The organism is Streptomyces sp. NPDC102514 (genome assembly GCF_055584525.1).
This window is the reverse complement of sequence record NZ_JBVJLW010000019.1, coordinates 56,406-69,946: the sequence shown is the minus strand read 5'-3', so window position 1 is coordinate 69,946 and position 13,541 is coordinate 56,406. Positions and strand designations below refer to the sequence as shown.

Genomic DNA, 13,541 nt, shown 5'->3' with positions numbered 1-13,541 from the left:
ATACACCCAGACGCGTGATCACGTAAGGCCATTCGCGTTTTTTCACTCGAACGTGTGTTTGGCGCAACCTTTCGAAAGCAACTACCGTTGTCCAGCAGGGAGACGAACGAGAGGGGCCGACGTGACCACCACCGCAGACAGTGCCACCATCACTGCCCAGGACCGCTCCCAGGGCCGATTTGAGCCGGTGCAAGCCATGAATGAAACCGCGAACCAGGAGGGGCCCAAGCCCGCCCGCTCCCTGCCGGGCCGACCTCCAGGCATCCGGGCGGACAGCTCCGGGCTCACCGACCGGCAACGCCGCGTCATCGAGGTCATCAGGGACTCCGTCCAGCGGCGGGGATACCCACCGTCCATGAGGGAGATCGGGCAGGCCGTCGGCCTCTCCAGCACCTCCTCCGTGGCCCATCAGCTGATGGCACTGGAGCGCAAGGGCTTCTTGCGCCGCGATCCGCACCGCCCCAGGGCCTACGAGGTCCGCGGATCCGACCAGTCCACCGCACAGCCCACCGACACGGCCGGCAAGCCTGCGGCGTCGTACGTGCCGCTCGTCGGACGGATCGCCGCCGGTGGTCCGATCCTCGCCGAGGAGTCGGTCGAGGACGTCTTCCCGCTGCCCCGGCAGCTGGTCGGCGACGGTGAGCTGTTCGTGCTGAAGGTCGTCGGCGACTCGATGATCGAAGCCGCGATCTGCGACGGCGACTGGGTGACCGTCCGGCGCCAGCCGGTCGCGGAGAACGGCGACATCGTGGCGGCCATGCTGGACGGTGAGGCGACGGTCAAGCGCTTCAAGCGCGAGGACGGCCATGTGTGGCTGCTGCCGCACAACTCCGCCTACCAGCCCATCCCGGGTGACGAGGCGACCATCCTGGGGAAGGTCGTGGCGGTGCTCCGGCGGATCTGAGGATCCACCCCTGACCGGGCCCCGGGACCTCTGCGCCGGTTCCGGGGCCCTGTGCTGTCCCCGCCCATGGGTTTCTTGCGGAGGCTCATGGATTTCCCGCGGAGGGCTGCGCCGGACCGCTGCACACCTCTCAGGGGCTGCTCCACCGGCTTTCACCGGTGGAGCAGCCCCTGAGTCCGTTCAGGCCTCCTCGGCCGCCACAGCCTCCTGCGCTGTCTCAGCCCCCCGGACCGCCTCGACCTCCCGGGCCGCCTCGGCCTTCCGCGCCTTCTCGTCGATGGCGGCCAGCGACCGCCGCGCCTGGTTGCGGTCCGTCGTGTACCAGAAGTCGGGCAGCGACGCCTTGAGGTAGTTGCCGTAGCGCGCTGTGGCGAGCCGCTGGTCCAGCACGGCGACCACACCCCGGTCCTCCGTCGCCCGTACGAGGCGGCCGGCGCCCTGGGCCATCAGCAGGGCCGCGTGCGTGGCCGCGACAGCCATGAAGCCGTTGCCCCCGGCGTCCTCGACCGCCTTCTGGCGGGCACTCATCAGCGGGTCGTCGGGGCGCGGGAAGGGAATCTTGTCCATGACGACCAGCTGGCAGCTTGCACCCGGCACGTCCACGCCCTGCCAGAGCGACAGCGTGCCGAACAGACAGGTCTTCGGGTCTGCGGCGAAGTTCTTGATCAGCTCGCCGAGCGTCTCCTCGCCCTGGAGCAGGATGGGGAACTCCGGGATGCGGGAGCGCAGTTCCTCCGCGGCGAGCTGGGCGGCCCGCATCGAGGAGAACAGGCCGAGCGTCCGACCGCCGGCCGCCTGGATCAGCTCGGTGAGTTCGTCGAGCATGTCTCCGCGGTCGCTGTCCCGGGCGGGTCTGGCCAGGTGCTTCGCGACGTACAGGATGCCCTGCTTGCCGTAGTCGAAGGGCGAGCCGACGTCGAGACCCTTCCAGAGCGGGATGTCCTCCCCCTGGACGCCTTCCGGAGACAGGCCGAGGGAGGCGCCCACACCGTTGAAATCCCCGCCGAGCTTCAGCGTGGCCGAGGCCAGGACGACGGAGCGGTCCGTGAAGAGCTTCTCGCGCAGCAGGCCCGCCACGGACATCGGCGCGACCCTCAGAGACGCCCCGAAGCGGTCGTGCCGCTCGTACCAGACGACGTCCCACTCGGAGCCGTTCGTGATGCGCTCCGCCACGTCGTGGACGCTCTCCACGGAGGCGAGCGCCTGCTTGCGGACGGCGTCCTCGTCCGTGACGGACTTGTCGCGGGTCGCCCCGATCCCCGAGATCACCGTGCGGGCGGCGTCACGCAGAGCCATCAGCGCGTATCCGAGATCCTCCGGGACCTCTTCAAGGCGGCCGGGCAGAGCCAGCTCCATCAGCCGCTCGAAGCCCTCTGCGGCCGTCTGGAGCTGATCGGCGGCCTTTTCGTTGACGAGCTTCGCCGCCCGGCGCACGGCGCGGTTGACCTGGCCGGGGGTCAGCTCGCCGGTCGCGACTCCGGTCACCCGGGAGACCAGTTCGTGGGCCTCGTCGACGATCAGCACCTCGTGCTGAGGGAGGACGGGGGCGCCTTCGATGGCGTCGATCGCGAGCAGCGCGTGGTTGGTGACGACGACATCGGCGAGCTTGGCGCGCTCACGGGCCGCCTCGGCGAAACACTCCGCTCCGTAGGCGCACTTCGAGGCGCCGAGGCACTCCCTGGAGGAGACGGAGATCTGCGACCAGGCCCGGTCCGAGACGCCGGGGGTGAGGTTGTCGCGGTCCCCCGTCTCGGTCTCGTCCGACCACTCCCGCAGCCGCAGCAGGTCCTGACCCAGCTTGCTGGTGGGCGCGGCCGCCTCGAACTGGTCGAAAAGGCCCTCCTCCTCGTCCTGCGGCGCTCCTTCGTGGAGACGGTGCAGACACAGGTAGTTCGACCGGCCCTTGAGCATCGCGAACTCGGGTCGGCGGCGCAGCAGCGGATGCAGGGCATCCACCGTGCGCGGCAGATCCCGCTCGACGAGCTGCCGCTGGAGCGCCAGGGTGGCGGTCGCCACGACGACCCGCTCCCCGTGCGCCAGCGCGGGAACCAGGTAGCCGAGCGACTTACCGGTGCCGGTGCCCGCCTGGACCAGCAGATGGGAACCGTCGTCGATGGCCTGCGCGACGGATTCGGCCATGGTCACCTGGCCAGGGCGCTCCGTACCGCCGACGGCTGTGACGGCGGCGTGCAGGAGTTCGGGGAGTGAGGGCTCTGTCATAGCCCGACCACCCTACGGGTCGGCACCGACAACCGGGTGATCGCGGCGGTGGAGGGGGATGTGATCAGGACGCGTACAGGGGCGTCGGTGCTGTGGGTGATCACGACTGGTGGAGGGGGTTCGGGACGGTGCCGTGCACGGCGGCGTGCGGGCGCTGCGGCCGGTCCCGGTAGCCGTCGAGGTGCAGCCGGTTGCGGTTGAGACAGAGCCGCTCGATACGGGGAGTGAGCAGGTCGAACGTCTCGTAGCGTTCCTTGAGCTCCGGGAAGCGCCTGTGGTGGCGGAGGATCTCCGCCCGGACGAGTGACCAGAACTCGTCCTCGCGGACGCCCAGTTGCTCCTGGCACAGCGGGGCCAGATAGCGAAAGACGCCGACGAAGAGCCCGGAGTGGATGAACTGGGTGAGGAAGGCGGCCGGCTCCGTGAGCAGCACGGCCCGTACGTCGTCGGGCATGGAGGCGTGCTCGGGAAGCCGCTCGGCGCTCACGTTCACGTCGTCCACGAAGTCCTTCACCGCGAGCCGCACCGGTACGTCGTGGTCGTCGAAGACAACGATCGCGTTCTCGCCGTGTGGGCTGAACACAGTGCCGTAGCGGTAGAGGAAGTGCAGCAGGGGCGGCAGCAGCGCGGCGAAGAGGCGGCGCAGCCAGCTTCGCGGGTCGAGGCCCGAGCGGTCGACCAGCTCCGCCGCGAAGGCACGGCCGTCGGGGTCGGTGTGCAGGAGAGCGGCGAGCGTACGGGCGCGTTCGCCGGGCGCGAGATGCCGGGAGAGCGGCTCGCGCCAGATCGCACCGAGCAGTTCTCTGTACTGGTACGGGACTTCCGGCAGCGCGTCGTACACCGGGTGCCCGACCGTCACGGACGCGACTTCGCCCAGCAGGATCACCCCGCAGGTGTCGTGCAGAAAGGGATCGGTGTCCCGCAGCCCGTGCATCCAGGCGGTGACGGCTGGGGCCGCGAGCGTCCGTTCCGTGGGCAGCCCGCGCCACACAAGGGTGTTGAGGACGGACAGCGGCAGTTTCACCGTGTGCCGGTCCGGACGTGAGGTGTTCAGGAACGTACGGATCGACTGCTGGGGCAGACGGAGATCGCCGTCCGGGGGCAGGGGGACGATGGCTCCCGCTGCGACGGAGGGCGCGAAGAGCGGCAGCACGACGTCGTTCCACTGCCAGGGGTGCACGGGCAGATAGAGGTACGACTCCGGAGTGAGCCCCCGCGCGCGCAGCGCGGTGTCGTACGACTTGCGGACGGCGGGGTCGAGCTCGCGCGCGTAGAGCTGGTCGGCGCTGTCCAGGCCCTCGACACCCCGGTAGGTGGCGAGCGAGGTGTGGACGGCGATCCACGGCAGGACGGTCGCCCTTCGGCCCTCGGGCGCCCACTGGGCGGCGTCCGTCGCGGAGAAGCCGAGCCGGCCCTTGTTGAGGACGATCCAGGGATGACCTGTCTGGTGGCCTTCCAGTTCCGCGTACCCGAGATCGGCGAGGCGGGCGGCCGGGAGCGCGGTGTGGTCCAGCCGGGCGTCCGCGGCGAGTGTGGTCGACAGTTCGCGGATGACGTGACCGAGGGTGGCGCCGTCGAGATGGAGCACGGCACGGGCGCGGGTGAGGAAGTCGAGGGGGTCGGTGTAGGGCCGCTGGTGTGGGGGCGGTGCGGGGGCGCTGGGTGCTGTGGGGGTGGGGTCTGAGGGCTCGGTGGGGGCCTTGGGGTCGACGGGGGGTGTGGGCTCGGAGGGGGCCGTGAGATCGGAGGTCGCGGGCTTGGTGGTTGGTTCGGTTGCGGCGGGAGGTGCGGCTTCGGCAGCGAGTACGAGCTGGGCGGCGTGTGCGGCTTCGGTCGCGCGTTCAGCCTCGGGCTCCGCTGCAGGCTGGGGCTCGGTCACGGGCTCGGCGGCGCGTTCGGCGGAGAGCGCTGCGGTTGTTCCGGCCGCTTCGGTCAGGGTGAGTGACGACGGGTCCACCCGCCAACTGTCGTACGCACCACGGCGGGCGCGGAAGGCGAGGATGCCACCGGCGTCGAGGCGGAGTGTGTAGGAGCGCTCGCCGTCGAGGGCGGCGTCAGTCGGCAAGGTCCCGGATGGGGGCGTGGCCGAGCCCTGGGGCCCGGGGACGGGTGGCGTGGTGAGCAGTCGCTGCGCTTCGGTATCGCGTGGCGAATCGTCTCCTCTGGGGCCGCGGGACCCGTCGGCAGCCCCGGCGCTGGAGGGATTGGAAATGTTGGAGGGGCCGGAGGGGCTGGAAGAAACACCTGCCACCGCCGTACCGCCGGCGCCGTACGCAGCCGGTTCCGGCAGCAGGATCTCCTCGTGCGCGAACTCGCCAATCATCTTCGCGAGCAGGCGACGCCCCGCCTCCTCCCATCTTTCCGGGCTCAGTTCCGGCGGGTCGTAGAGACGGGACGGCTCTCCGGGAGCCGGGGCGGCGGACGGGTTCGGCACAGGGACTCCTCGACTGGGAACCTGATCGGGACGAGCGGTGTACTAAAAGTGACGGCGCTACAACAGATCGCGCAGGGCCCGGTCTCGGACCATGAGGGCTGCCTTCTTGTCGGGCAGCTCGACCTCGGCGGAGAACCGGAAGCCGGCGCTCAGGAAGGCGGACACGGAGGGGGTGTTGCGAAGGTCGGGCTCTGCGACGACTCGTGCGCAGGAGGGACGACGGTCGAGGACGAGGTCGGAGACAGCACGGAGCAGGATCGTGCCGAGTCCCCGCCCGCGATGGGCGACGCCGCCGATGAGGAGGTGGATTCCGGTGTCGTGCAGGCGGGCCGGGTAGTGGCGGGCCAAAGGGTCGAGATCCGCTCGGTAGATCTCCCAGTAGCTCATCGGTGTGCCGTCCAGAATGCCGAGACAGGGGACGCTGCGTCCGTCACCGTCGAGCTGGGCGCGCAGGTGGTCCTCGGTCGCCGTACTGGGGCTGGCGAGCTCCCAGAAGGCGGCCACGGCAGGGTCGTTCATCCAGCGGCTGATCAGCGGAAGGTCACGGGCGAGGTGTACGGGGACCAGGTGGAAGGCGCCCACGGCGGTGGCCGTCCGCCCCCAGTCACCGACGCGGTCGAGCAGGTCCTCACCGGCGGGGGTGAAGGGACGGGCAGGTCTCGTCTCGCACGGTGCCGGGTACTTCGTCCTGCCGTGTTGCGGGTGCGTCGTCCTGCCGTGATGTTCGCCGCTGCCCTGTTCTCCCGGGTCCAGTTTCGCGGGGTCCTGTCTCCCGGGGTCCTGTTTCCCTCCGCCTAGCTCCCCGGGGTCCTGTCCCCCGCCGGATGGCTCCCCGCTGTTCGGTTCCCCGCCGGCTGTCTCGACCACCTGGGCTGTTTCGGCGCCTTGTACGAAGAGCGCGAGGAAATCGTCGGGCAGGCGCAGGTCGAGGGTGTCCGCGTTGCCAGGGCTGTTCGGGCTGCCCGCGCCGTCCGGGGTGCCCGCAGCGGGGCCCGTTTCGCTCCGGGCCACAGCGCGGTGGGTGGTATCGGCAGCGGCGTCGGCGTCGGTGCTCGCATCGGGGGGAGGCACGGCGACGCTCCTCTCAGGAGACGGGGTGGGGCATGTTCCTCAGGAATGAAGGGGGTTGGCGATGGTGACGTAGACGGACTGGGTGTCGACCGGGCCGACGAGTTCGTCGAGGCCGTGCAGCCGGGTCAGCAGGTTGGCCTTGCAGCGCAGGACAGGAGAGTCGAGCAGGAGGGAGGGCAGGGTTGTTCGCAGCAGGCGGGCCGGGCCGGAGGCGACGCTGGTGAGGAAGCGGCGGAAGGCGGCCAGCAACAGGCGTTCGTCAGCGAGGCGTTGTGAGCCGAAGGCGCCGATGAGGCCGAGCACGTTGTTGATGGCGAGGTAGTAGGCGAACCGTTCGTCGGTGACCGCGTCGGAGACGAAGGTGTCGCTCTGCTCGCCGATACCGGGCAGTCGCTTGTCCAGTTCCGCGCGGCGGGACTCTCGGAAGTAATAGCCCTGGTTGTCGCGGTAGCGGCCACCCCTGGGCCAGCCTTCCGGGTCCAGCAGGAGCAGGGTGTTCTGCTGGTGTGCCTCCAGCGCGATGCCGGCTTCGCTGTCCAGCCAGAGGACAGGGCGGACGACATGTTCGAGGTAGCGCAGGAACCACTCCGCGGCGACGGCTCCGCGCGGCCGACCCGTGCGGCCGGCGAGCCGGGTGACGATCTCGGTGAGCCGTGACCGGGTCGCGGACCGGGGCTGCTCCGGGTGTCGCTGTCCGGTGGACGTGCTGCCGGGCCTGGGCGAGACGAGCCCGGCGATGCAGGAGACGTCGTCGGTCGGCGTGAACGGGTTGTGGCGGATCATCACGTCGAGGCCGGTCACCGGACTGCCGTCGGGTTCGTTCACCGCGAGCCACGCGGGGTCGCGCACGATGTCGAAGCCAGGGTGGGTCGCCTGCCACTGTTCGGCGAGGCCGGCCCGCAGCAGGCGGTGGACCTCGACCCCGCGGTGGAACTCCTTGCGGAGGTTCTCCCGGCGGGAGTTGGTGATGCGCAGGCCCAGCGACAGCTTCAGCATCGCGGGGGCGCCGGAGCGGTAGAGGGTGCGGACGGAGGAGGTGGGGTGCCACGGGGAGCCGTGGGGGCCGAGGTCCCGAAGCAGTCCGGCGGCCAGGAGTTTCGCGGTCTCCGGGCGTCGGTGGACCTCTCGGAGCTGCCAGGGGTGCATCGGCAGCACGGCGTAGCCCTCGGGCAGTTGCAGTCCGGCACCGGCGAGCCGGGAGGTGAGCTGTTCCGCGGGTACGGGCCGGCCGCGCTCGGTCCACGCCGAGTCGGTGGCGAGCACGGAGGGGGCGACGGCCATCCAGTGCAGGGCGAAGGAGCCCCGCAACTCCGGTGAGTAGAGCCGGTTCTCGGCGACGGAAAGGCCTTCGCGACTCTTCGGGGTGGGGTGGAGCGGGTGGCCGAGCAGGAGCGACTGCTCGGCGGAGAGGAAGAGGTCGGAGCCGTCCGCGGGGTTCTCCCTGCGGTCCGTGATGAACACGACGGTCCGTCGCAGGGAGTCCGCGACCCGGCCGACCAGGTCTTCGTCGTCGACCGAGGCCCGGAACCCGGCGGCTGCCGCGGAAGTGACGTAGGCGCTCGCTTCGGCGGCGGTCGCACCCGGTGCGGCGGGAGGCGTCGCGGCGGCGGACGCGTGCTTGTGCGTGTGCGCTGAGGCGGACTCGGCTGAGACGGACTCGGCGGACGCTGTCGGGACCCCGTGCGTCGCGGTTTCGTGCGCCGGAGCCCCATGCACCTCGGTCCCATGCACCTCGGTCCCGTGCGCGGTCGTCCCGTGCGTCGGGGCCGCATGCCCCGGAACCTCGTGCGTCGGGGTTTCGCGGCCCAGTAGCGCCGCGAGCGTGACCGCGTCGGTGGGAGGGGCCTGGTCCGGGGCGCTGGCGAGGTGAGGAGGGCCCAGTCGGTGCCACCCCGTGGGGGACCAGTACTGGACCGGGACGACGAGGGCCGTACCACTGGCAGGGAGGGGGATGCGCAGGGCGCCGTCGGTTGGAGCGGGGAGGTCGTGCTCGCGTACCCAGCAGCGCAGCAGGTTCTCCACGGCCGCGGCCTGGGCGGCGGTGTGCGGGTCGGGGTGTTCCAGCAGGTCGGTGGTGGCGCCGTACAGTCCTTCGGACGTCCTGGCCCCTCCCTTCTGCCGGGGGACCGATTCGGTCCCCGGCCCGAGCGGGACCTGCTGTGGGCGGCAGGCTGCTCGCTCGTGGGGCTGGGGGCGTCCGTCGGATGCGGGCGTGGCGTTCAAAAGGGTTCCTTGGAGGTGGTTCAGGCTCGTACGGCGACGAGCCGGGGCTGTTCCGGCATGGGTGACACCTGTGCGTTTCCTGGTCGGGAAGGGGAGATGGAGGGCGTCGCCCGGTAGCCCTGGCGGTTGTCGCCAAGGCCGTCAGCGGAGAGACGCTCGCCTCCCGGTGCCGGGCCCGGATCCCCCATAGGTGCGCCGCCCTACCCTGCGTGCTCGGTCTGTACGGCCTGTCCGGTGCGCGCGGCCGGCAGCTTCCGGGCGCCCGTGCCACCTCGGTCGGTGGGCGCCTTCGCCACCTCGGCGACCGCGTCAGCGAGCCGGTCCAGTACCGCGGTCGCCTGTTCGTCGGTGATCGTGAGGGGTGGGAGCAGGCGCACCACGCCGGCGTTTCGACCGCCCAGTTCCACGATCAGTCCGCGTCGCAGGCACTCCCGCTGGACGGCGGCGGCCAGTTCGGGCGCGGTAGGAGGAGGCCCTCCGGGGGTCGCGGACGGCTTCTCGGGGTCCACGAACTCGACGCCGATCATCAGTCCTCTGCCGCGCACCTCCCCGACGCAACCGAAGTCGGACTGCAGAGCGCGGAGTTGGCCGATCATGCGGTCGCCCAGGGCGGCGGCGCGCTCGGCGAGTCCGTTCTCGCGGACGTACGCGAGGGTCGCGGCGCCCGCCGCCATGGCGAGTTGGTTGCCGCGGAACGTGCCGGCGTGGGCGCCCGGTTCCCATACGTCGAGGTCGTCGTGGTAGACGACGACGGCCAGCGGCAGGCTGCCGCCGATGGCCTTGGACATGACCATCACGTCGGGGGTGACACCGCTGTGATCGACCGCCCAGAAGGTGCCGGTCCGGCCGACCCCCGTCTGCACCTCGTCGGCGATCAGTGGAATGGAGCGCGCGGCGGTGATCTCCCGTATCCGCCGCATCCAGTCGTCGCGGGCCGGGATCACTCCGCCTTCGCCCTGCACCGGTTCGAGGATCATGCCAGCGGGGCTCCCCACCCCGGATTTCGTGTCGTCGAGGAGGGACTGCGTCCAGCGGGCGGCGAGTTCGGCCCCTTGCTCGCCTCCGACGCCGAACGGGCAGCGGTAGTCCTGCGGATAGGGCAGGCGGGTGACTCGTACGTCCGGGGCGCCTCCGGATGCTGCGAGCGCCCCCTCCGTCATCCCGTGATAGGCGCCCGTGAAGGCGAGGATCCCGTGGCGTCCGGTCGCCGTGCGGACCAGTTTCAGCGCCGCCTCGACGGCGTCCGTGCCCGCGGGGCCACAGAACTGCACCCGCGCGCGGTCGGCGAGACCGGGCGGCAGTGTGCGGAACAGCTCGGTGGTGAAGGCGTCCTTGACGGGTGTGGCCAGGTCCAGGACGTGCAGCGGGGCGCCCGAGTCGAGGACCTTGCGGATGGCCTCCAGGACGACCGGGTGGTTGTGGCCGAGGGCGAGTGTGCCCGCGCCCGAGAGGCAGTCGAGATAGCGGCTCCCATCGGCGCCCTCGATGGTCAGCCCGCGCGCCCGTACGGGGACGATCGGCAGGGCGCGCGCGTAGGTGCGTGCCGCCGACTCGCGCGCCGACTGCCGCCGCAGGATGCCTTCTTGCGCCGCGCGCGCCGTCGCGTTCTCGTGCGCCGTGTGTACGGTCGCGGTTTCGTACGCCGTGCGCGCCGTCGCGTTCTCCTGAATGGGCGCCCCAGCCCCTTCGTGCATCGCGCGCGCCCCCGCCGCTTCCTGTGCCGCGGGCGCCGCCTCGGGCGCGGACTCCGTCACCGCCACGTCTGCCGTCCTCCCGCTGTTCTCGCCGTCCGTGCCACGCTGTGCAGAGGCGAGTTGCCGGACCGCCCGGTGGGGCGGCAGGGGAATGAACGCAGCCGGAACGTCCCCCGTACGTACCAACGACGAGGAGCGCGCGGGGCAACGGCGGACCTAAGATCCTTGCCGTGACGGAACCGTTGCGGGTCCGTCGGAAGTCCCCCACAGCAACGGCATAGTCTGTGGTGCCGTTCGGCGATCCTCGCTGATCAGCACCCACGGTCCACGTCGGGTACGTACGGGTCTCCGGATCCGTACGAAGTCCCATGTGGCAGCACAGAGTTGTTCGTTCACCTCCAGGGGGAGTTCACACCATGCGACCGATACGCCCGCTCTTCGCCGCCCTTCGAGGGAGGAGCCCGCGCCGCAGAATCTCCCCCGTGCTGGCGGCGGTTGGCATGGCCACCGCGCTGGCTCTGACCACGACCGCCTGCGACGCCGGGAACGACGCCGACGCGGCTGCCGAGACGTCCGCCGCCGCGGCCGGTGACGGCAAGATCCAGATCCCGGACGACATCAAGGACAGGCTCAAAGAGCACGGCATCGACATCGACAAGTGGAAGGGCGGTGAGTGGAAGAACTGGGACAAGGACGACTGGCTGCGCGAGGCCGGCGACTACATCAACCCGGTCATCGCGGACCTGTGGGACCCGGACCGTATGCGCGAGGCCGAGGACCCGGACCAGGGCAAGGGTGTCGACGAGAACGACCTCTCGGGTGACCAGGGCGTGACCGACCCCGAGCCGGCGCCGGTGGAGGCGCAGGCCGTTCCGGCGGCGTACCACGAGAACGTGCCCGAGGCCGGCAAGGTCTTCTTCGACTCCCCCGAGGGCACGATGGTCTGCTCGGCGACCGTGGTCGAGGACCCGGCCCACCCGGGCAAGTCAAACCTCGTGTGGACGGCCGGCCACTGCGTGCACGCGGGCGCGAAGGGCGGCTGGTACCGCAACATCGCCTTTGTTCCCTCCTACAACGACAGCGCCATGTCGGCGGCCGAGAGCGCGAACGCCACCAAGGAGCAGGTCGCTCCGTACGGCGTCTGGTGGGGCAACTGGGCGCAGACCTCGGACCAGTGGATCGAGCAGGGCGGCCCGACGGGCGGCGAGGGTGCCTCGTACGACTTCGCCGTCATCCATGTGACGCCGGAGAAGGGTGGCGACGGCAAGTCCCTGGAGGAGACCGTCGGTTCGGCGCTCCCGGTCGACTTCAACGCTCCGGCCGTGTCCGAGGTCGGGGACATCACCGCGACCGGTTACCCGGCGGCGAAGCCGTTCGACGGCGAGACCATGTACCAGTGCACGGACAAGCCGGGCCGGCTCTCGCTCGTCAAGTCCAACCCGACGATGTACCGCATCGGTTGCACCATGACCGGCGGTTCCTCGGGCGGCGGCTGGGTCGCGACGGGCTCGGAGGGCGAGCCCGCGCTGGTCTCCAACACCTCGATCGGCCCGGTGACCGCGGGCTGGCTGGCGGGTCCGCACCTGGGCACAGAGGCCAAGGGGATCTACGACGCGGTGAGCAAGAAGTACGCGGCACAGCGGTAGCGGCACGGGGACGGACGGCGGCAGGGTGGGCCTCACGGAAACATGCACCGCCCGGCCGCCGTCCGTCCTCGAAGTCACAGGTGGCCGATCCGCATGTGCTCGACCCGCAGGTCGGAAATACACGTTCTATCGGGGGTAACAACACCATGCGTTCCACACGTCCGTCCTTCGCGGAAAGTCGCGGGCGGGGCCGCTTCCTCGCCGCCGCCGGACTCGCCGCGGCCCTGGCCCTCACCGGCACCGCCTGCGACTCGGGGGACGACAAGGCCGCCGACAAGCCGGCCGCCAAGGGTTCCGAGTCGTCCGGTTCCGACAAGATCGAAATTCCGGCCGACATCGCCGACAGGCTCAAGGAGCACGGCATCGATGTCGACGACTGGAAGGACGGCGAGTGGAAGAACTGGGACAAGGACAAGTGGCTCAGTGAGGCCCAGGACTTCGTCAACCCGGTGATCGAGGGTCTCTGGAAGCCCGAGCGGATGACATCCGCCGAGGACCCGGAGAAGACGATCTCCACGAAGGACGCGGCGGCCGAGCAGGGCGTCAGCGACCCGGCGCCCGCCCCGGTCACGGCGACGCGCGAGAAGACGCCGTACCACGAGAACGCCGCGCCGGTCGGGAAGGTCTTCTTCGACTCCCCCGAGGGTTCGATGGTCTGCTCCGGCACGGTCGTCACGGATCCGCGCAACCCCGGTAAGTCCAACCTCGTGTGGACCGCGGGCCACTGCGTGCACGCCGGCGGTGGCGGCGGCTGGTACCGCAATATCGCCTTCGTGCCCGCCTACAACGACCTCGGCAAGTCCGAGGCCCAGCTGGGCGACGCCACGCAGCAGGAGATCGCCCCGTACGGCCAGTTCTGGGCGGACTGGGCCTCGACCTCCGACGAGTGGATCGAGGGCGGCTCCGAATCGGGCGGATCTGGTGCCCCGTACGACTACGCGGTGCTGCACGTGAAGCCGGAGACCGGCTCCAAGTCGCTTGAGGAGACCGTCGGCAACGCCCTGAACGTCGACTTCTCCACGCCCGTCGCACGGAACGCGGGCGCGATGGGGGCCTGGGGCTACCCGGCAGCGGCACCCTTCGACGGTCTGATCATGCACAAGTGCGTCGACCGGCCGGGGCGGCTCTCGCTCAACCCGGGGCTGCCGACCATGTACCGCATCGGGTGCACGATGACCGGTGGTTCGTCCGGCGGCGGCTGGTTCCGCGTGGTCGACGGCAAGACCGTGCTCGTCTCGAACACGTCGATCGGCCCGTCCGACAGCACCTGGCTGGCCGGTCCGCAGCTGGGCAAGGGCGCCAAGGCCATCTACGACAACATGAGCAAGGAGTACGGCGCCAAGTAGGCG

Annotated in this window: 8 protein-coding genes; 3 read left to right on the top strand and 5 right to left on the bottom strand. The window is 70.6% G+C overall.

Features of this window, described 5'->3' with window-relative positions:
* The first annotated feature begins 121 nt into the window (after nucleotides 1–121).
* Nucleotides 122–904 carry a transcriptional repressor LexA gene (lexA, locus tag ACZ60E_RS37200; protein ID WP_189774560.1) on the top strand — a complete coding sequence of 261 codons (783 nt, stop codon included), beginning with the start codon at nucleotides 122–124 and terminating at the stop codon, nucleotides 902–904.
* 180 nt (nucleotides 905–1,084) lie between these two features.
* Here the strand turns inward: lexA and ACZ60E_RS37195 are convergent, their stop codons facing one another.
* The 5 genes from ACZ60E_RS37195 to ACZ60E_RS37175 form a co-directional block, all read right to left on the bottom strand.
* On the bottom strand, nucleotides 1,085–3,124 hold the full coding sequence (locus tag ACZ60E_RS37195; protein ID WP_469446324.1) for an ATP-dependent DNA helicase: 2,040 nt from the start codon (nucleotides 3,122–3,124) through the stop codon (nucleotides 1,085–1,087).
* Between the two features lie 100 nt (nucleotides 3,125–3,224).
* On the bottom strand, nucleotides 3,225–5,189 hold the full coding sequence (locus ACZ60E_RS37190; RefSeq protein WP_469446323.1) for an IucA/IucC family protein: 1,965 nt from the start codon (nucleotides 5,187–5,189) through the stop codon (nucleotides 3,225–3,227).
* Between the two features lie 426 nt (nucleotides 5,190–5,615).
* The gene (locus ACZ60E_RS37185; protein WP_469446321.1) at nucleotides 5,616–6,629 is read right to left on the bottom strand and encodes a GNAT family N-acetyltransferase; all 1,014 of its coding nucleotides are present in this window, start codon (nucleotides 6,627–6,629) and stop codon (nucleotides 5,616–5,618) included.
* 39 nt (nucleotides 6,630–6,668) lie between these two features.
* On the bottom strand, nucleotides 6,669–8,852 hold the full coding sequence (locus tag ACZ60E_RS37180; protein WP_469446320.1) for an IucA/IucC family protein: 2,184 nt from the start codon (nucleotides 8,850–8,852) through the stop codon (nucleotides 6,669–6,671).
* A gap of 200 nt (nucleotides 8,853–9,052) precedes the next feature.
* The gene (locus ACZ60E_RS37175) at nucleotides 9,053–10,546 is read right to left on the bottom strand and encodes a diaminobutyrate--2-oxoglutarate transaminase family protein (RefSeq protein WP_469446417.1); all 1,494 of its coding nucleotides are present in this window, start codon (nucleotides 10,544–10,546) and stop codon (nucleotides 9,053–9,055) included.
* A gap of 416 nt (nucleotides 10,547–10,962) precedes the next feature.
* Between ACZ60E_RS37175 and ACZ60E_RS37170 the strand changes: the two genes are divergently transcribed.
* Together ACZ60E_RS37170 and ACZ60E_RS37165 are read left to right on the top strand one after the other, a co-directional pair.
* Nucleotides 10,963–12,192, top strand: a complete 1,230-nt coding sequence (locus ACZ60E_RS37170) for a trypsin-like serine peptidase (protein ID WP_469446318.1) — start codon at nucleotides 10,963–10,965, stop codon at nucleotides 12,190–12,192.
* 146 nt (nucleotides 12,193–12,338) lie between these two features.
* A complete protein-coding gene (locus tag ACZ60E_RS37165; RefSeq protein WP_469446316.1) occupies nucleotides 12,339–13,538 on the top strand; it encodes a trypsin-like serine peptidase in 1,200 nt (399 codons plus the stop codon).
* Nucleotides 13,539–13,541: the final 3 nt, after the last annotated feature.